Origin of the sequence: Ruminococcus flavefaciens, from assembly GCF_900143025.1 — a bacterium.
GTDB lineage: Bacteria > Bacillota > Clostridia > Oscillospirales > Ruminococcaceae > Ruminococcus > Ruminococcus flavefaciens_I.
The window spans coordinates 1-19,792 of the sequence record NZ_FRCT01000012.1 but is presented as its reverse complement, the minus strand read 5'-3'; the positions used below and the strand labels follow the sequence as shown (position 1 = coordinate 19,792).

The window sequence follows — 19,792 nt, the reverse complement described above, 5'->3', positions numbered from 1 at the left end:
AATATGCAGGGAGTCGTTCTCGGCGTTACGAAATAGTTTTTGCCATGCAGAAAAAATCTGCGATTTTTTGAAAAAAATTCCGAAAAACACTTGATTTTTGCGAAAAACCGTGGTATAATACTTTATGATGATAGTAAACCCAAAGACCGGAACCTTCCGGTCTTTAGTATTTATATCGACACTATTATTTTGCAGGGAAAGGAGATACCCGAAATATCGGGAAAAACTGCCTATGAAATTCAAAAAATTCGGCGGTACGGAACAAAAGGTATATGAGCTTATCAAGCCCATAACCGATGAGCTGGGCTATTACCTCTGGGACGTTTGCTACGAAAAGGAAGGCGCAATGTGGTACCTGAGAGTCTTTATAGATCAGGACGAGGGCATAACCATTGCGGACTGCGAGCGAGCAAATGCTCCGATAAGTGATATCCTTGACGAAAAGGACCCCATTCCTCAGAGCTATATGCTTGAAGTAGGTTCGGCAGGTCTGGAGCGCGAGCTGGTCAAAGAGGAACACTTTGAGGTCTGTCAGGGCGATGATGTAAAGATACGCTTCATAAGAGCTGTGGACGGGGAAAAGGAAATAATCGCCAAGCTTGTGGGCGCAGATAAAGAGGGTGTTACCGTGACCCTCGAAAGCGGTGAGGAGAAGAAATTCCCTCTCGCAGATATTGCTTTTGTAAAGCTTTATCTTGATTTCTGAAATGTGTAAAAACAAAATATAATATATTGGAGGAATTTACAGACATGAACATGAATAAGGACTTTTTCAAGGCACTTGAGGCTCTTGGCGAAGAAAACAGTGTGGAGACAGAGCTGCTTATCGAAAAGGTAAAGTCAGCTATGCTCAAGGCAGCAAGAAGAGCTTATCCGCACAGCGAAGAGAGGATCACAGTTGAGATCGACCCTAAAACGAAGAAGTTCGAAATGTATATCAGACAGGACATCATCGACGATGAGCCTATCGACGAGAATGAAGTAAACATAGACGTTGCAAAGACTATGGACCCTCATGCTATGGTTGGCGGCACTATAATGAAGGAGCTCGATATCTCAAAGCTGGGAAGAATGGCTGCTCTTTCGGCTAAGCAGTCCATCAAGGGCGACCTCAGAGAGATCAACCGTGAGCAGATGCTCAGCAAGTTCGAGCAGAAGGAACACGAATGTATCACTGCAAGAGTTTCTCAGGTAGAACCCGGACGCGGAACAGTTACCGTTGTTTATGACGGAACAGAGCTCTATCTCTTCCGCAACGAGCAGATACCCGGCGAGAACCTTGAAGAGGGCAAGTCCGTAAAGGTATACATCACAGGCATCATCGGTAAGAACAAGAAGCCTGTCGTAAAGATCTCACGTACTCACAAGGACCTCGTAAAGAGACTCTTCGAGCAGGAAGTTCCCGAGATATACGACGGTACTGTTGAAGTAAAGTCTATCTCCCGTGAGGCAGGTTCAAGAACTAAGATCGCTGTATGGTCAAAGGACGAGAACGTTGACGCAGTTGGCGCTTGCATCGGTCCTAAGCGTTCAAGAATAACTGCTGTTGTAAATGAACTCAACGGCGAGAAGATCGACATTATCCCATGGAGCGAAGTTCCCGAGGAATTCATCGCAAGAGCACTTGCTCCTGCTGAGGTGCTCAAGACAGTTATCGTTTCTATGGAAGAAAAGGTATGTACAGTTATCGTTCCGAACAATCAGCTCTCACTTGCTATCGGTAATAAGGGTCAGAACGCTAAGCTTGCTGCAAAGCTCACAGGCTTCAAGATAGACATCAAGCCTCAGTTTGACAACGTAACAGGTGAGGAAGCTCCCGAAATGAGCCCTGACTTTGTTGCTCCTGTATTTGAGTCTGCTCCTGCCGAGGACAGCGAGGAGACAGCTCCTGCTGCCGAGGAAGAGACAAAGACTGAGGAAGCAGCTGCGGAGAATGCTGAGGAAGCTGCGGAAGCACCTGCTGCTGACGAGGAATAATTATGAAGCCTAAAAAGACACCCATGAGAATGTGTCTCGGCTGCGGAGAGATGAAGCCAAAGAAAGAGCTTATACGTGTGGTAAAATCTCCCGAGGGCGAGATAAGTCTTGACTTCAAGGGCAAGGCTGCGGGCAGAGGAGCTTATATCTGCCGAAGCACAGAATGTCTGGAAAAGGCAAGAAAAGCAAGAAGATTTGAAAAATCCTTCTCATGCAAGATAGAAGAAAGCGTTTATGAGGTGATGATGAATGAGCTCAGAGAAGAGCCGCAGGACAGCTAATCTTCTCGGTATCTGTATCAGAGCGGGCAAGACTGTAAAGGGCTTCGACAGTGCGGTCGAGGCAGTGAAAAACGGTATTGCTTTCTGCTTGCTTACCGCTTCTGACGCTTCTGAAAAGACCGTCAAGGAAGTAAGATTTTACTGTGAGAAATACGGCGTAAAAGCTCTTGCAACGGAAATGAGAAAAGCCGATATCGGCAGGCTCTGCGGAAAAGAGACAGCCGTTATAGCAGTAACAGACAAGGGCTTCGCAGACGGTTTTGAGAGGATAATATCTGATTGATCGCAGTGATGCGTTGATATAGATACGTATTTATATTACTGCCGCAACGATGCGGCACAGACAAATTGGAGGTAATCAGGCCTATGGCAAAAAAAATAAAGTTAAGCGACGCTGCAAAGGATATAAATATCCCTGCACAGGAACTGATCGACTTTTTCGCTGAAAAGGGCGACAATAAAAAGAAAACGGGTTCTTCTCTTACAGAGGAGGAAATGAATTCCGTTCTTGAGCATTACATGAATGAGCGTTATTCCGTAAGCTCACTGAGCGATTATTTCAACTCAAAGAATGATCCCAAGCCTGTCAAGGAAGACGCTGCAAAGGAAGAAAAAAAGACTACAGCACCTAAGAAGCCTGCTGAGAAAAAGAACACTGAAGAGCCTAAAAAGGAAGAAAAGAAGGTCGCAGCCGCTGCTGCTCCCGCTCCCGTAAAGAAGGCAGAAAAGCCTGCTGAGCCAAAGCAGGAGGAAAAGCCTCAGGCAGCTCCCGTTAAAAAGGCAGAGCCTGAGAAGAAGGAGGCTGCTCCCGTTGTAAAGGAAGAGCCGAAGAAGGAAGAACCTAAAAAGGAGGAGCCTAAGCAGGAAGTCAAGGCAGAGTCAAAGCCCGAGGTAAAGCCCGAGCCTAAGCAGGAGGAAAAGCCTGAGCCAAAGGCAGGACCCGAGAAGAAGGAGGCTGCTCCTGTTGTGAAGGAAGAGCCTAAGAAGGAAGAGCCAAAGGCTGAAGAAAAGGCACAGGAAGCTCCAAAGCACACTTCTCACGACAAGAAGAAGGACAAGAAGAAGGAGCAGGCAAAGGCTCAGGAAAGAGGCGAGAGAACAAAGTTCAACGCTACATTCAGTTCCGAAACAGCACAGACTTCCACACAGAGAAGAACTGTAGATACAAGAGGAAGCTACGTTGACCTCGATAAGTACAACGAGAGATACGACCAGATGGCTACCTCAAACAAGCATAAGAACGACAACTATTCTTCAAAGAAGCAGAAGATAAATCAGAAGTCAGCTCAGAGAAACCGTCAGCAGTTCTCAAAGAAGGAGAGCGAGGCTGAGAAGCTCAAGAGACTGGAGCTTGAAAGAGCAAGAAAGCAGCAGCTCAAGGTGCTTATCCCTGATAATATCACCGTAGGCGAGCTCGCTACCCGTCTTAAAGCGACTGCTACAGACGTTATCAAGCAGCTCATGAAGCTGGGCGTTATGGCTTCAATAAATCAGGAGATAGACTTCGATACAGCTGCTCTCGTTGCCGACGAGATGGGTGCAAAGGTTGAAAAGGAAGTTATCGTTACTATCGAGGAGCGTCTTATCGACGATACAGATGACGACGATACAAACCTCCAGCCACGCTGCCCTGTTGTAGTTGTTATGGGTCACGTTGACCACGGTAAGACTTCTATCCTCGACCGCATCAGAGATGCACACGTTGCCGCAGGCGAGGCAGGCGGTATCACACAGCATATCGGTGCTTATCAGGTAAATGTAAACGGACAGGACATCACCTTCCTGGATACCCCGGGACATGAGGCTTTCACCTCAATGCGTGCAAGAGGTGCCAATATCACTGATATCGCTATCCTCGTTGTTGCCGCAGACGACGGTATCATGCCGCAGACAGTTGAGTCTATCAACCACGCAAAGGCAGCAGGCGTATCTATCATCGTTGCTATCAACAAGATGGATAAGGAGGGCGCTAACCCTGACCGCATCAAGGAAGAGCTCACAAAGTACGACCTCGTTTGCGAGGACTGGGGCGGCGACGTTATCTGCGTTCCCGTATCCGCAAAGACAGGCGAGGGTATTGACGAACTCCTCGAAAATGTACTTCTCGTTGCAGAGGTAAAGGAACTCAAGGCTAACCCTGACAGACTTGCAAAGGGTACTGTTATCGAGGCTCGTCTTGACAAGGGCAGAGGTCCTATCGCTACACTTCTCGTACAGAACGGTACACTCAGACAGGGCGATGTTCTTATCGCAGGTACTGCTGTAGGCCGTGTAAGAGTTATGACGAACGACAAGGGCAGAACCGTAAAGGAAGCAGGTCCTTCTGTTCCTGTTGAGATCACAGGTCTTGCAGAAGTACCGAGCGCAGGCGATATCTTCAACGCTGTTGAGGACGAAAGACTTGCAAGAGAGCTCGTTGAGCAGAGAAAGCACGAGCAGAAGCAGGAGCAGTTCAATGCTTACCGCAAGGTAACTCTCGACAACCTGTTCAGCCAGATCGCAGAGGGCGAGATCAAGGAGCTCCCGATCGTTGTAAAGGCTGATGTTCAGGGTTCTGTTGAAGCTGTTAAGCAGTCTCTCGAAAAGCTCTCGAACAACGAGGTAAGAGTAAGAGTTATCCACGGTGCAGTTGGTGCTGTTAAGGAGAGCGACGTTATGCTGGCAAGTGCTTCAAATGCTATCATCGTCGGCTTCAACGTAAGACCTGACCCTGTAGCTGCCGAGAACGCAGAGCGTGACGGCGTTGACATCAGACTCTATCGTATCATCTATGATGCTATCGAGGAGATTACAACTGCCATGAAGGGTATGCTCGCACCTAAGACCCGTGAGGTAGAGCTGGGACGAGTAGAAGTAAGACAGGTATACAAGATATCCAACGTTGGTATGGTAGCAGGAAGCTATGTACTCAGCGGCAAGGTAACAAGAGGAAGTCAGGTCCGTGTAGTACGTGACGGAATCATCATCGCAGACGATAAGATCTCAGGTCTCAAGCGTTTCAAGGACGACGCTAAGGAGGTAGCTGAGGGATATGAGTGCGGTATCAGTCTTGAAAAGTTCAGCGACGTTAAGGAAGGCGACATATTCGAGACTTATATCGTTGAGGAATACCGCGAAGACTAAGTATTACAATATTCTCATCAATGATAAAGGGGGAATTTCTCATGGATAACAGCAGAATGAGTACGGCGGATATGCTGCAATACTGCAATGAAGCATTGGCTTGGGACGATTTCGGACCTATCGACATTTTCTTCTTTGAGTCGGTAAAGAAGATACTTCTCGGTCAGTGCAGTGCGATAGAAGCACCCGAGCCGTATACAGATGACTTAATGGGCATCGAGCGTCCTGTTCGTGATGTGGAGCTTGAACCCGAATACGGCAATTATGCCGATATATATTACAGCGAAGAGGGCGATGAGGAGATACCCGATTACAGCCGAAGTGATGAAGATGAGGCTTTTTCTGCGGAAATATTCGGCGACGGCTTCTTTGCAGAGCCCGAACAGGCAGTTGAGGGTGCTGCCGCTGCTGCCGAAGCAGAGCCCGAAGCCGATGAGACTGTAACAGAAGAAAAGGCAGCTGAGAAAAAGGCTGAGAAAAAGCAGACAAAAAAGAGCACGAAGAAGGGCTCGAAAAAGTCTGCTAAGGCTGCCGACTCCGATAAGCATGAAGAGAAAAAAGAGGGCGGTTTCACCGTCAGCTTATGACACGAGGAATGATTACCATGCCTAATTTCAAGAACAGCCGTATGGCTGAAGATATAAAAAGGGAAATGACAGCAATTTTAAGGGAGCTTAAAGACCCGCGCATCGACAAGATGCTCACTGTCGTAAGAGCTGATCTTTCAGGCGATATGTCAAGCTGTAAGATATATGTATCAAGCTTTGAGGGTATCGAAAGATCAAAGCAGTCCGTTGAGGGGCTGAAAAGTGCGGCAGGATTTGTAAAGCGAGAGCTTTTCCACAGACTGAAAATGAGAAAGGCTCCCGAGCTTACCTTCATTGCCGATAATTCTATCGAAAGAAGTGCGGAGATAAGCAAAAAGCTCCATGACCTGCTGTAAGGAGGATTGCTATGTTCATTGGTTTCAGTGAGGCTGAGCTCTTTCTCAGGAACTGCGAGGACGCAGTTATCATCACCCACCGTAATCCTGACGGTGACTGCATAGGTGCAGGCTTTGGCTTGAAGGATATCCTTGCACAGCTCGGTATCCGCAGCAGAGTCGTGTGCCACGACGGTTTCCCTTCGCCACGCTATGATTTTCTCACAAGCGAGGGCGCAGGAGAGGAGTTTGAGCCTAAGACGATTATAGCGGTGGATATCGCCGACGAAAATCTTATGGGCGACTATAAGGATATCTACGGCGGCAAGGTGCAGCTCTGCATCGACCACCATATCTCCAATAAGAACTATGCGGAGAAAACTCTGCTCCGCAGCGACGCTACTGCTGCCTGCGAGATAATTTACGATCTTGCACAGCATATGGGTGTAAAAATAACAAGACACTGCGCTATGTGCCTTTATACGGGCATTGCTACTGACTCGGGCTGCTTCAAGTACGACTGTACTACTCCACGCGCCCACGAGATAGCAGCTGAGATGATGCGCAGCTATGATATCAATTTCGCAAGAATAAACCGTTATATGTTCGATGTGAAGTCTATGGGCAGACTGAAGCTTGAAGCAAAGGTCAATGAGCTCATGGAGTACTGCCTCGGCGGCAAGCTTGCTATCGCAGCTGTCACACAGGACATGATGAAGGCTATGAACGTTTCTATGGAGGAGCTGGAGGGCTTCGCTCCGCTGACTATACAGCTGGAGGAGACAGAGGTCGGTATCCTTATGCGCGAGCGTGAGGACGGAGTGTTCAAGTGTTCATTCCGCTCGGCTAATGATGTGAACGTTTCGGCTATATGCCAGATGATAGGCGGCGGCGGTCACGCAAAGGCAGCAGGCTGCACTATCAACGGTCCTCTTGATGAGGCTAAGAAGTACCTTATAGGTGCTGTTGAAGGGGCACTCAGCAAATGAACGGTATTCTCTGCGTAAATAAACCACAGGACTTTACTTCATTCGACGTTGTCGCTAAATTACGCGGCATACTTCAGATGAAGCGATTGGGACACGGTGGTACTCTTGACCCTATGGCTACGGGAGTGCTGCCTGTTTTCGTGGGAAATGCCACGAAAGCCTGCGATATAATGCCCGATAATACCAAAAGCTACCGTGCGGGCTTCCGTTTCGGTGCGGTATCGGATACGCAGGATATCTGGGGCGAGGTCAGGGAAATGTCGGATATGGCAGTGGAAAGAGCTGCCGTGGAGGCTGTTATTCCCGAATTTACGGGGAAGATAATGCAGCTGCCTCCTATGTATTCGGCTGTGCAGGTGGGCGGAAAACGCCTTTATGACCTTGCAAGACAGGGAATAGAAGTCGAGCGTGAGGCTCGTGAAATAGAGGTATCCGAGCTTGTACTGGAGAAATATGACAGCAGCACCCGTGAGGGCGTACTGTCTATCGCCTGCGGCAAGGGTACTTATATAAGAACAATAATCAGCGATATCGGCGAAAGACTGGGCTGCGGAGGTATAATGACCTCTCTTGTGAGGACTTCCTCGGGGGGCTTCGGTCTTGATGAATGTTTTACTCTTGAAGAGATACAGAAGGCAAGGGACGAGGACAGGCTTGAAGAGCTTATCCTGCCTATTGAAAGAGTTTTTGAGACACTGCCTAAGCTCAGACTTGGGGAGGCTCAGACAAGAATGTACAGAAACGGCGTAAAGCTTGACCTTTCAAAGCTCCGCAATGTACGCGATGATGCGGACTGCTACGGAGTGTACGGCTTTGACGGCGGCTTTATCGGTACTGCCTTTGCCGACCGTGAGGGCGGTATCCTTCGTGTGGGAAAGAATTTAGGGTGACGGCATGACGAATAAAAGAACGGCTGTTGCTTTAGGTCTTTTTGACGGTGTACACTTAGGTCACAGGGCTGTGATAGCTGCGGCTGAGGCTCAGCGTGAAAACGGTCTTTCGGCTGTGGTGTTCACCTTTGAGCCTGAGTGCGCCCTGAGAAAAACAGGCGGCACTTCGGGTTATATCTACACAAGGACAGAAAAGGAGATACTTCTTTACGAGCAGATAGGCGTGGACGATATCGTAAGTCCGCGTTTTGATAGCATTTGCGGTCTCAGCGGTGAAGAATTTGCGGAGGAGATACTCTGCAAGCAGCTTCATGCTGCTCATGTGTGCTGCGGCGACGATTTTAAATTCGGAAAAAATGCTGCCTGCGGAGCGCAGGAGCTTACCTGCTTCGGAAAGCGTTTCGGCTTTGAAGTGGAGGTAGTCGGCGCAGTTGAATACGGCGGCAGCGTCGTATCGTCCAGCCATATAAGAGAGCTTCTGCTCAGCGGTGATATTGCTGCTGCAAATGAACTGCTTGGCTCTGCCTACTTTATAAGTGCGAAGGTCACAGACGGCAATCACATCGGCAGGACTATAGATTTTCCAACAATCAATCAGGATTTTGCGGAGGGACAGCTTGTGCCGAGATACGGTGTGTATTCTACCTTCACTAATGTGGGCGGAAGGGTACTCCCGTCGGTTACGAATGTGGGCGTAAAGCCTACTATAGAGGGCGTTCGCAGACCTCTTGCGGAGACCCATATCATCGGCTACAGCGGCGACCTTTACGGGAAAAATATAGATGTAAGCTTTAACAGCTTTATCCGTCCCGAAATGAAATTCGGCTCACTTGATGAGCTGAAAGCGCAGATAAATGCCGATATACAGACGGCTGTCAATATCTCCTGAAAAATTCGCACTGCTTTCATTTTGCTATCACAAATAAGTATTACTATAGATATTGCTGAAAATGCGGCTCATTCTGCCGCGAAACCTCTGAATTATTATAATAAGGAGTGTAAAACCCAATGATCGAGGTCAAAAACCTTACTAAGAAATACGGCTCGAAAACAGCCGTAAACAATATCAGCTTCAAGGTCGAAAAGGGTGAGATACTCGGATTTCTTGGACCTAACGGTGCAGGAAAGTCCACGACCATGAATATGCTGACAGGATATATATCGTCTACATCGGGAGAGATACTCATTGACGGTACGGATATTCTCGAAGATCCTAAGGCAGCTAAGGCTAAGATAGGCTATCTTCCAGAAATACCGCCGCTTTATGTGGATATGACCGTTGATGCCTATCTCAATTTCATGTACGATCTCAAAAAGTGCAAGCTCCCGAGAAAGGCACATTTAAAGGATATCTGCGCCCGCTGCATGATAACGGACGTAAGACACAGGATCATCAAGAACCTGTCAAAGGGTTATCGTCAGAGAGTAGGTCTTGCTCAGGCTCTTATCAACAGACCGCCTGTGCTCATTCTCGACGAGCCTACAGTTGGTCTTGACCCGAGCCAGATAATCGAGATAAGAACACTTATCAAGAAGCTTGGAAAAACACATACTGTTATCCTTTCATCTCATATCCTCCCCGAGATACAGGCTGTCTGTGACAGGATCATCATTATCAACAAGGGCGAGGTGGCTGCCAACGGTACAGCTGATGAGATCGCAAGAAATATCACAAACGAGCACAAAATGGTGCTTCGTATCGAGGGTACTACCCATACCGCCGATGACAAGCGCGAGATATCAGATGCTATCAAGACTATCAGCGGCGTAAAGTATGTCCGTGCTGACATGGAGCGTGAAAAGGGCATCTATGATTACGACATCGAGACAGACGGCAAGACTGATATCCGCCGTGATCTCAACAAGCTCTGTGCCGAAAAGGGCTGGAATATCCTTATGCTCCAGCTTTCAGACCTTACTCTCGAGGATATATTCCTCAAGATCACTATGAGCGACGGAGTAGGCGGTCAGAGAAGCGAGAAGAGCGGTTCAAAGCCTAAGATAGCTATAAAGAGGACTCCGAACGGCAAGCTCAAAGCTGTTCAGGAAAGCGATGACGAAAAAGCTGAGGACAGCAAGGAAAGCAACGGAGGTGAGGAATAATGTCAGCTATTTACAGGCGCGAAATGGGCGCATTCTTTACATCGGGCATAGCTTATGTATTTCTTGCTGTGTTCTGGCTGGTTTCGGGTATATTCTTCTATACCGGAAATATAATGTTATATACATCGAATGTTTCGGGTATGTTCGGTTCCATGTTCCTTGTGGTGCTTTGTCTTATCCCTGTACTCACAATGAAGCTTCTCAGTGAGGAAAAGAAGAACAAGACAGATCAGGGACTTCTTACAGCCCCTATAAGCCTTTGGGACATAGTTCTCGGAAAATACTTTGCAGCTCTTACGCTGTATATCATTGCCGAGTCTATCATATTCATATACGCATTCATTCTGAATTATTTAGGTGAAGTGGCGTGGACTCCGCTTTTTGGCAACTATTTTGCTATGCTTTTCCTCGGTGCAGCTTTTATAGCTGTGGGATTATTCGTATCCTCACTTACCGAGAATCAGATGGCTTCTGCTGTTGTAAGTCTTGTGCTTCTCTTTGTTATGTACCTTTCGGAGATGCTGGTATCAGGCTTTGCAAACGGAAACTGGTTCGAGAGGAGCATTTATAAGGTAGTTACTTCAATAGCCTTCTATTCAAGATACATTGAATTTACAAGGGGAATATTCAGTCTCACCAGTGTATTATTCTTTGTCAGCGCAGCTTTTCTCTTCAATTTCTTTACCGTAAAGGTGCTTGAGAAGAGACGCTGGAGCTGAGCTATATGAAAGGAAGGTTTTGATTACAGATGAGTATAAAAGATACTGACGAGTCACAGGTAATGGGAACAGAGGAGACCGCAGAGACTTCAAAAAATAATCACAAGAAGCTGAAATACGGCACTATGTTCTATGTTACTATTGTTCTCGTTGTTGCTATAGTCGTTGTGCTCAACATCATGTTAGGTCTGATCGCTAAGCGCAAGCCTATGAAGTTTGATATCACTCCCGATAACAGATACGAGCTTACAGAGCAGTCGATAAACGCAATGAAATCGCTCAAAAAGGACGTTGATATCGTTTTTACCTGCGATAGAGACTATTTCGTGAAAAAGGGAAACGAAATAGAAGAGGGTTATGCCAGTCAAGGAATAGCAATAGAGATACCTTTTGAAATTATCCCTGAGCTGATAGATAAATACTCGCTTTATGCAGCACAGGGAGAAGGCAGCGTCAACGTAAAATATGTTAATATGGACGGAGATCCTGATATCATAAACAGATATAAGGACAATTATGACGGCGATATAGGATATAACAGCATGATCGTTGCTTCCGGTGAAAAAGTTGAAGTTTTCTCAGCAAATGAATTACTGAATATGATATATCCCGATCAGTCAACAATGACCTTTAATTTCGTTGGCGAAAGTACAATTACCAGTGCTATACTGAATGTTACAGATGCACACCCGGTAAAGGTTGCTTTCATAAAGACAATGAACGGTGCTTCTGTTTACAATTCCGAGACCTATTCACAGGTCATCTCTTCATTCGAGAATCTCCTTCTTGCAAAGAACGGATATGAATGTACGGATATAGATATATCTACAGACGAGCTTGATCCGAATTTATACGATATGGCTGTTATCTATGCTCCGTCGGTCGACTTCACCGAGCCGCTTATAAACAAGCTTGATGAATTCCTTAAAAACGGCGGAAATTATGACAGAAATCTGATATATGTTCCCGATCTTTCATCAACATCTCTCAATAATATCGAGGATTTCCTCGCTGACTGGAGTCTGAAGATCGAAAGCAATATCATTATCGACGAGAAAAATGCCGAGACGTATGCATCAAATATCTATGTCAATGTAAATGATCCTGATTCTGTTGGCAAGCTCCCTAACGAGAAGCTTCCTGTCATTGCACCTTTCTCAAGAGAGATAACAGTTCTGAAAAAGAACAATGAGGACGTTGTAAAAGAAGTCCTTAAATCCTGCGACGAGTCATATACAGTCGATATGAAGGATATGCAGACTGTTACAGGCAAGGAAGGCGCAAGAGCTGTTGTAGTACGTTCACAGAAGCAGCGCAATGAGCAGTTCAAGTCAATGTCAAGCAGCGTACTTGTTATAGGAAGCTCTGCTATCACAAACGGCACTTACCTTACACAGAGCTCGGCATACAATAACGGTAACGTTATCCTTAATATCATCAATACCATGACAGGCAAGGAAAACGGCGTTATAATTCCTGACAAGGCACTTCAGCAGTCATATATCTCTGCATCTAAAACGGAAGCAAAGGTAATAAAGGTAATCGTTGTATGGGTGATCCCATTCATCGTTGCTGCTGTTGGTGTTATCGTACTGTTAAGGAGAAGAAATAAATGAAAAAACAGGCAAAGGGTATTATCGCTCTCAGCGCAGTCCTTGTGGCTATGCTGGGAGGCGGCTATGCCTTCTTAAAGCTTAGTCCCGAGGAGGAAAAGGGCGGAGACGGCAATAAATCCACGACAATGGAGCTTCTTGCTACTCAGGCTGTGGGACAGGGTACTGTCCTCGTAAGCGACAACGGCAAAGCAGCAGATATCAATACGGTCGAGGTAAAAAACAGTGAGGGTACTCTGAAGGTAATAATGCAGGAAGCTGCAACAGGGGAAAAAGGCGCTGTTTATACCCTTGAAGGCTATGAGGATATGAATGTTGACAATACTAAGGTCAGCACTCTTGTCAATAACGGAAACAGCATACAGGCACAGTCTCTTATTGCAGAGGGCTGTACAGACCTTGGCAAATATGGTCTTGATAAGCCTGCCGCAGAGGTTGAGTTCACATATAAATCAGGTACTAAGGTAAAGTTTTATGTGGGTGATACCGCTCCTTCTGGCACCGTCAACTACTTCATGGTGGACGGCAAAAATGATGTTTACACTGTAAACAATTCAACTGTTGCAAACTATCAGCTCGGTATAAAAGACTTTATATCAAAGGTCATACTTGAAAAGCCTGCTGATGATGAGACTCCTATCGTCAAGAGCCTGAGAATCCAGAGAGATGATATGGAGCAGGATATGCTCATTGAATATGATAAGTCCAGCGAGGGCAAGAATACGGGAGGTACTTCATCTTCTCACAAGATGGTATCACCTGTGGAAAGCTATCTTGCTATAGAAAAGTCTACGGATATCACAAACGGTATGTTCGGTCTGGTCGCTTCTGATATCCATGTTATCGGCTGTAATGAGAAGGATATCGCAGAGTCAGGCCTTGATAAGCCTTTCTGCACAGTTACTATGGACTGTGACAACGGAAAGTCCTACAAGCTTCTGCTCGGCGAGACCTTTACGAACGAGGAAGGCAAAAACAGCAGTTACGCTATGCTTGATGGCGGAAAACTCATATATACCGTGGATGCCGATACTGCAAAGTGGCTTACTGTTCAGCCTATCGACATTGTTTCGAGACTTCTTATAACAAACTATGTATGGAATATCACCGATCTTTCCGTCAGCGGCGGAGGAGAAAAGGTGGACTTCATAATCTCACCTAAAAATGAGGAGAATGTTCCCGACAGTCCGACCGCAGATGATTTCTTTGTAAGGAAGGACGGAAAGGAATTCGATACAGAGCGTTACAGAAAGTTCTATTCGTTCCTCTGCGGTTCAAATGCAGAAGAATTTGCTGTCGGTGTGCCTGTTCCCGAGGGAGAGCCGACTGCTACCATAAAGTATACTGATAAGTATAACAAAACTACGACAACTTATGATTTTTATGATGATACGGTAATGCGTTCTCTTATCGTTGTAAACGGCGAGAGCAAGTATTACTGCACAAAGTCCTATGTCAAGACCCTCATTGATAATATAAAGCGCATAGGCACAGGAGAGGATTACGTTACAAACTGGTAAAATTCCAAGGAGGTATATAATGAACGCAAAATTCAACACATATAAGGGCTACCCTCTGGTAAAAAACGGAAATGATATCTACTACGGCTATATGTCAGATCCATATGTTATTTTCATTCAGATACTCGATACCAAAGAAGAAAATGGCGAAAAGGTAACTTCAAAGGTTAGAGTCGTTCAGATGGATACAAATGAGCCCAACCCCTTGAAGGCTTTTGTAAAGAATACAGAGCGCGAGTGCGGTCTCTATGAGGCACTCGATATTGCAAGCGTGTGGCTTGAAAAGGCTCTGAAAAACTGATATTATTCAGCCGCAGTATCTCACGGTCAGAGATGCTGCGGCTTTTCTTTAATGCATAATTCATAATGCATAATGCATAATTGTGGTGTCTGCAAGCCGTAGTTAAATTCGGAATTAGGAATGCGGAATTCGGAATTAATGGTGTCGGCTTTGCCGATAAATTTAAATGATATATTATAGGTAAAGCGTCATACTGCTCTCATAATGGGGCTGAAAAAACATGAAATTCAACGGAAAACCATTGATTATTGAAAAAATAATTTTTCACTTTGTATACCTGCATAATTTCAACGGGTTGTTATTGTGAGCAATAAATAAAAAAAGGCTGTCAAAGCAGTCGTGGCATAAGTTTATAGTTGTAAGTGATCAGTGCTTAGTTGAGAGTTGAGGTGTCTGCATAAGAAGATACTTTCTTTCGGGAGCCCGAGGACGGGCTCCCATACAGGCTAAAAACAGGCGCTTGCAGACTTTTTTAAAAAAATCTGAAATTTTTTTCAAAAAATGCTTGACAAATCAAAAATACTGTGGTATAATTATTTTCGTCGTCAGGGATAAGACACCTGAAACGGCGAAATAAAGCAATGCGATGTGGGGGTTTAGCTCAGCTGGGAGAGCATCTGCCTTACAAGCAGAGGGTCACAGGTTCGAGCCCTGTAGTCCCCACCACATGGCCTCGTAGTTCAGTTGGTTAGAACGCCTGCCTGTCACGCAGGAGGTCGACAGTTCGAGTCTGTTCGGGGTCGCCAACACGCTTCTGTAGCTCAGTCGGTAGAGCAGGGGACTGAAAATCCCCGTGTCGTTGGTTCGATTCCGACCGGAAGCACCATATAGAACGCTATTCGCGTTCTATATACAATGCGGATTTAGCTCATCTGGTAGAGCGCCACCTTGCCAAGGTGGAGGTAGCGAGTTCGAGCCTCGTAATCCGCTCCATAGTACTGGGGTAATAACCTTGGTATTACGTAAATCCCGAAGCAATAGTTTCGGGATTTTTTAATTAGGGTAAGAAACAGGATAGAACTATTTGGGGTAAAAATATGAAGGCTGTTAAAGTAATATTCTTTGTTATGGCATTACTCAGTGCTGCCGCCTGTGCCGCACTGATATACGTTGACAAGATAACAGATGATCTGATGCTGTTTTTTGGCTTCAGAGAGGAATTTGTGAGCTGGGTATTGTTCCTGCTTGTCCCTGCCTTTCTCGGGCTTACTTCCCTTGCGATCCTTATTGATAAAATACGGAACGGCTTGAAAAGAAAGTGGATATGGGGGCTGGGAACTGTTGTGCTGGTGGGCTCGGCTGTGCTTATGTTCTGCCTTTCAAAGAATGAGGATATGTACATAAGAGCGCATAAGGTCGAAAGTCCCGACGGCAAACATTCCATATGCTATGTTACAAAGAAGTATGCATCGAAGGAATATTATGAGTATTACCGCAGAGTAGGAACATTTTGCCACGATTACCTCTTTTCAAGCGAGGAGATCGTTGATATCGAATGGGGCGACGGTGATTACTTCTACGCCGACGGAGATAAATTCATGTATTCTCCTTACGATGAAAAATAATGTGTTTTTGAGGTAAACCATGAAGATAGTGAAAATAATCATGGCGTTGGCTGCTTTGCTCTGTGCCTGCGGTGTGGCGTATTTCGAGATCACGCAGAAAAATCTTGGAGATCATGCAGTAAGAGTTTTTTGCAGAATGCCTGAAAACCTTATATGCAATCTGTGCTTTGTGGGTGTGCCGATTTTTCTGGGAGCTCTTATCGTTATCGCTCTTGTGCAGAGAGTGCGCGAGCATAAAAACGGTATAGTCATACTGGGATTTCTTGCTCTTATCTGCGGAGGAGTTTTGGGACTCATTTACGGTATAACAGGAGGCCGCCTCGGCTATTTTATGCACGAGATCGAAAGTCCCGACGGTAAACACTCGGTATACTACGTGCGAAACAAGTACAGCGGCGATGTTGAGTGGCTCCGCAAGGACAAGGGGCATATGTATTACATCATCAAGAATACGGACACAACTGCCCTTGACAATATAGAATGGAAGGACGATGAACTGTCTCTGGACGGCGAGTCGTTCAGTTATAATGTGATCGACAAAAAATGATCTTTTGAATGGTCTTATCTTTTACGCAGCATCTGTTTTATAATATTATGAAAAAGAGGTCAAATAATGAAATTGATAAAAGCATTGAAATGGTTTTTCCTTGCTCTTGGTATAATATGTCTGGGAGCAATGATAGGTCTTGTCTTTTTTATCGGTGATACCAACCAGCTTTTTGCCGTATGGAAATTTACGGAAAAGTTTATGGTGAACGCACTTGCGCTTGCTGCTCCTGCTTTTTTATGTCTGGGTACATTCATGGCTTTTTTACAGATATGGAAAAGACAGTACGGCGGAAAGAAGCTCCCGTCTGTGCTTTCACTGGTATTTCTCGGCGCAGTAGGCTTCTCGTTGCTGGTATTCGGTACGGACTGGCTCGGAGAGTCGCTTGAAACTATGAAAAGCCCTGACGGAAAACATTCCCTTTATTATATAGACGGCGAGGACGGAGAGACCGAAAGCCGCTCTGTGTACCGTAAAAGCGGTGTGTTTGAGTATGAGAGGATATTCTACTCCGACGACAACTTCAGTGATTTTGAATGGTCTGAGGACGGCGTTGAGCATGACGGAAAAAATTTTGAATGTTAATGACGTGAAGCCCTGTGGAAGTGATTATTTCCGCAGGGCTTTTGTTATAGTCTTAATTCCGCACAAAGACGGCTCTTTGTCTTTGTGCGGAATTACTATATACAAAATCTTATATAAATGTTATAATAAATATATCACAATCCGCTGTGCGGTTAGAATTACAGGAGTGAGAAAATGGAAAAAGAAACACGATATGCAGTACTTATAGATGCGGATAATGTTGCGGCAAAATATACTAAGTACATACTCGACGAGGTGTCGAACTATGGTGTTGTGACGTATAAAAGAGTTTACGGCGACTGGACAAGAACAAATCTTGCAGGGTGGAAAAACATGGCTCTTGACAACGCTATCACTCCTGTTCAGCAGTACAGCTATACCACGGGAAAGAACGCTACTGACTCGGCTATGATAATCGACGCTATGGATATACTCTATTCGCATAATGTCGACGGCTTCTGCATAGTATCCAGTGACAGCGATTTTACAAGGCTTGCTATCCGTCTGCGTGAATCTGGTATGCACGTAATAGGCATGGGCGAGCAGAAGACTCCGAAGCCCTTCAGTACCGCCTGCAACGCCTTCAAATATCTGGAGATACTTGCTGACGAGGATATCCAGAGCACTGTTGAGAGCGAAAAGCTCGAAAAGGTTGAGCTCAAGTCTCTTGAGACAGCCATAGTAAGAATAATAACCGAAAATGCAAATCTGAGGGACGAGATAAATATAGGCGAGCTGGGAAGCAGACTTCTCAACCGCTATCCCGATTTCGATGTGAGAAACTACGGCTATTCAAAGTTTTCACAGTTCCTCAAGGAATTTGACGGACTCAGTTTCCGTCAGGAGGGCAGCAGCATACTGGTATCACAGAAGACCAGCATGACTGACCTTGAAAGGATAGAAAATACTCTTGCGGCTATAGTCCGCACAAACGGCAGCAAAGGATACAATCTTGGCGAGCTGAAAAAACAGCTCTGCGCAAAGATACCCGGATTTGATGTAAAGTCCTATGGCTATTCAAAATTCAGCAAATTCGTAGAAAATCTGCCGTCATTCAAAATACGGAACAACACAGTTATGATAACGGAGAACTGATTTGGGAAAGAAACTGCTGACTATAATACTTTGTATTGTGTGCGTTGGCTGTCTCGGACTTTCGTGGCGGTATATCAAGAAATCGGGCATAATGAAGAAATATCCCGATGCTGTGTACCTGACCACAGATGAAAAGAACATGAGACCCATATACAGGCAGCTCACTACAAAGGAGAAAAGTGTATATACCGCGCTTTATCGCGGTATAAGCGAGAAAAAGGAAAAGATCCCGCTGCCCTATGAGGTGGACGGAAAAACCTACTCCAGGATATACTGTATCCTCGAAAAGCAGGAAAGCGAGTTCTATTACCTCGATTCTGTCTATTATACGGCGCAGAAGGTCAGAGAGGCTAAGATAGCATACAGAGATATGACCAGACCTCATCAGAAGGAACAGGATCTTGAAGGAGCGCTTGAGGCGTTTATGTCGGATGTCGATGATCTTACGAACGATGAGTCGAAGGCAAGGTATATAAATGATTTTATCGTAAGAAAATGCAGTTACATTACAGGTGACGACAGCGAATTTGCGTCAACTATTTACGGCTGTCTTGTCAGAGGCGAAGCAAACTGCGAGGGATACGCCAAGGCGTTCAACTACCTTGCAGCAAAGCTGGGACTGGAAAGCGTTGTGATAACTGGCACTACCGATAAAGGCGAAAATCATGCGTGGAATCAGGTAAATATCGACGGCGAATGGTACAATATCGACGTAACATGGGCTGATACGGACAAGGTCGGCGAAATGAGACAGATGTACTTTTTGTGCTCCGATGTGGAGTTCTCAAAGACTCATTACGCAGATGATTCTCTGTTTACGCCGTTTCCGTGCGTGAGCAATAAGTGGAATTACTATGTCAAAAACGGGCTCTATGCTGACTCCTACGAAAAAGCCGAGGAGATAGTAAGGAGAGAATTGTCAAAGGGCAATGGTACGATAGAGATTCGCTTTGCAAATTCAGATGTGTATGTTGACTTCAGAGAGCACTTCATAACCGAGGAGAATGTCTTTAAGGTGCTCGATGAAACAGGCTATGAATACGGCAATGAAGTGACGTTTTCACTTAAAGAAAACGAGCAGGAATTATGCCTTACTATGCTGTTTACAGAGTAGTTGTAAAAATACACACAATTCACCCTAATACAACAGATAAGGTTGGTACAATTAACGTGTTGACATTTCATGCCAAACCTGCTATAATAAATAAGTCGCCGCAAGGGAAAGACGCTGAAAAGTAAGACTGCTGGGGCAGCATAGGAGGCGTATAGAACGAAACGGAGACGAAAAAGAAAGCAAAAAATTTCCGAAAAGGTATTGACAAAGGAAATGATTTGTGATATAATATTAAAGCTGTCTTAAAGAGAGCCAAGAGGAAAAGAAAAAATTTCCAAAAGAAATTTTGAAAAAAGTCTTGACAACTCTGAAAGAAAGTGATATAATATTAAAGCTGTCTCGGAAGAGAGAGCATGGAACAGCATCTTGAAAATTGAACAATGCGAATAAGAAAAAGTAACGACCCTTGAGATTTCTTTGTAAAAGAAGAAAAGTCAAGAAAAGACTA

The 19,792-nt window shown here is 45.4% G+C and carries 20 protein-coding genes and 4 tRNA genes; all 24 read left to right on the top strand.

All coding sequences use genetic code 11. From position 1 onward, the window contains the following. Positions 1-232 precede the first annotated feature (232 nt). The 24 genes from rimP (at position 233) to BUB28_RS11845 (ending at position 19,344) form a co-directional block, all read left to right on the top strand. Complete coding sequence (gene rimP / locus BUB28_RS11960) at positions 233-706, top strand: ribosome maturation factor RimP (protein ID WP_072951726.1); 474 nt, start codon at positions 233-235, stop codon at positions 704-706. A gap of 44 nt (positions 707-750) precedes the next feature. Next, complete coding sequence (nusA, locus tag BUB28_RS11955; RefSeq protein WP_072951725.1) at positions 751-1,977, top strand: transcription termination factor NusA; 1,227 nt, start codon at positions 751-753, stop codon at positions 1,975-1,977. 2 nt (positions 1,978-1,979) lie between these two features. After that, positions 1,980-2,258: an RNase P modulator RnpM gene (rnpM, locus tag BUB28_RS11950; protein WP_072951723.1), complete on the top strand. Its 279-nt coding sequence runs from the start codon at positions 1,980-1,982 to the stop codon at positions 2,256-2,258. Next, on the top strand, positions 2,227-2,541 hold the full coding sequence (locus tag BUB28_RS11945) for a L7Ae/L30e/S12e/Gadd45 family ribosomal protein (protein WP_072951721.1): 315 nt from the start codon (positions 2,227-2,229) through the stop codon (positions 2,539-2,541). The genes rnpM and BUB28_RS11945 overlap by 32 nt, the downstream gene beginning before the upstream one ends. A gap of 83 nt (positions 2,542-2,624) precedes the next feature. Continuing rightward, positions 2,625-5,381 (top strand): translation initiation factor IF-2, encoded by a 2,757-nt coding sequence (gene infB / locus BUB28_RS11940; protein ID WP_072951707.1) that lies wholly within the window; start codon positions 2,625-2,627, stop codon positions 5,379-5,381. 41 nt (positions 5,382-5,422) lie between these two features. Beyond that, positions 5,423-5,968, top strand: coding sequence for a hypothetical protein (locus tag BUB28_RS11935; RefSeq protein ID WP_072951705.1), 546 nt, complete (start codon positions 5,423-5,425; stop codon positions 5,966-5,968). 17 nt (positions 5,969-5,985) lie between these two features. After that, on the top strand, positions 5,986-6,324 hold the full coding sequence (rbfA, locus tag BUB28_RS11930) for a 30S ribosome-binding factor RbfA (RefSeq protein ID WP_072951703.1): 339 nt from the start codon (positions 5,986-5,988) through the stop codon (positions 6,322-6,324). An 11-nt stretch (positions 6,325-6,335) separates the two neighbouring features. Further along, complete coding sequence (locus tag BUB28_RS11925) at positions 6,336-7,292, top strand: DHH family phosphoesterase (protein ID WP_072951702.1); 957 nt, start codon at positions 6,336-6,338, stop codon at positions 7,290-7,292. After that, complete coding sequence (gene truB, locus BUB28_RS11920; protein ID WP_072951701.1) at positions 7,289-8,182, top strand: tRNA pseudouridine(55) synthase TruB; 894 nt, start codon at positions 7,289-7,291, stop codon at positions 8,180-8,182. The genes BUB28_RS11925 and truB overlap by 4 nt, the downstream gene beginning before the upstream one ends. A gap of 4 nt (positions 8,183-8,186) precedes the next feature. Further along, positions 8,187-9,071, top strand: a complete 885-nt coding sequence (locus tag BUB28_RS11915) for a bifunctional riboflavin kinase/FAD synthetase (protein ID WP_072951699.1) — start codon at positions 8,187-8,189, stop codon at positions 9,069-9,071. A 119-nt stretch (positions 9,072-9,190) separates the two neighbouring features. Continuing rightward, complete coding sequence (locus BUB28_RS11910) at positions 9,191-10,285, top strand: ABC transporter ATP-binding protein (protein WP_072951697.1); 1,095 nt, start codon at positions 9,191-9,193, stop codon at positions 10,283-10,285. After that, on the top strand, positions 10,285-11,004 hold the full coding sequence (locus BUB28_RS11905) for an ABC transporter permease subunit (protein WP_072951695.1): 720 nt from the start codon (positions 10,285-10,287) through the stop codon (positions 11,002-11,004). The genes BUB28_RS11910 and BUB28_RS11905 overlap by 1 nt, the downstream gene beginning before the upstream one ends. A gap of 29 nt (positions 11,005-11,033) precedes the next feature. After that, the gene (locus tag BUB28_RS11900; RefSeq protein WP_072951694.1) at positions 11,034-12,620 is read left to right on the top strand and encodes a motility-associated ABC transporter substrate-binding family protein; all 1,587 of its coding nucleotides are present in this window, start codon (positions 11,034-11,036) and stop codon (positions 12,618-12,620) included. Beyond that, positions 12,617-14,137, top strand: a complete 1,521-nt coding sequence (locus tag BUB28_RS11895; RefSeq protein ID WP_072951692.1) for a DUF4340 domain-containing protein — start codon at positions 12,617-12,619, stop codon at positions 14,135-14,137. The genes BUB28_RS11900 and BUB28_RS11895 overlap by 4 nt, the downstream gene beginning before the upstream one ends. 19 nt (positions 14,138-14,156) lie before the next feature. Continuing rightward, positions 14,157-14,438 (top strand): hypothetical protein, encoded by a 282-nt coding sequence (locus BUB28_RS11890; RefSeq protein WP_072951690.1) that lies wholly within the window; start codon positions 14,157-14,159, stop codon positions 14,436-14,438. A 590-nt stretch (positions 14,439-15,028) separates the two neighbouring features. After that, a tRNA-Val gene (locus tag BUB28_RS11885) sits at positions 15,029-15,104 on the top strand. A 3-nt stretch (positions 15,105-15,107) separates the two neighbouring features. Further along, positions 15,108-15,184 (top strand) — tRNA-Asp (locus BUB28_RS11880). Between the two features lie 4 nt (positions 15,185-15,188). Beyond that, positions 15,189-15,264 (top strand) — tRNA-Phe (locus BUB28_RS11875). 31 nt (positions 15,265-15,295) lie between these two features. After that, positions 15,296-15,371: transfer RNA gene (locus tag BUB28_RS11870), tRNA-Gly, on the top strand. A 104-nt stretch (positions 15,372-15,475) separates the two neighbouring features. Further along, a complete protein-coding gene (locus BUB28_RS11865) occupies positions 15,476-16,003 on the top strand; it encodes a hypothetical protein (protein ID WP_072951688.1) in 528 nt (175 codons plus the stop codon). Positions 16,004-16,022: 19 nt separating this feature from the next. Next, positions 16,023-16,550, top strand: a complete 528-nt coding sequence (locus tag BUB28_RS11860; protein ID WP_072951687.1) for a hypothetical protein — start codon at positions 16,023-16,025, stop codon at positions 16,548-16,550. A 66-nt stretch (positions 16,551-16,616) separates the two neighbouring features. After that, positions 16,617-17,135 carry a hypothetical protein gene (locus tag BUB28_RS11855; protein WP_072951685.1) on the top strand — a complete coding sequence of 173 codons (519 nt, stop codon included), beginning with the start codon at positions 16,617-16,619 and terminating at the stop codon, positions 17,133-17,135. A gap of 174 nt (positions 17,136-17,309) precedes the next feature. After that, a complete protein-coding gene (locus BUB28_RS11850; RefSeq protein WP_072951683.1) occupies positions 17,310-18,230 on the top strand; it encodes an NYN domain-containing protein in 921 nt (306 codons plus the stop codon). Position 18,231: 1 nt separating this feature from the next. After that, entirely contained in the window at positions 18,232-19,344 is a 1,113-nt protein-coding gene (locus tag BUB28_RS11845; protein WP_072951681.1) for a transglutaminase domain-containing protein, read from the top strand. The last annotated feature ends 448 nt before the right edge of the window (positions 19,345-19,792 follow it).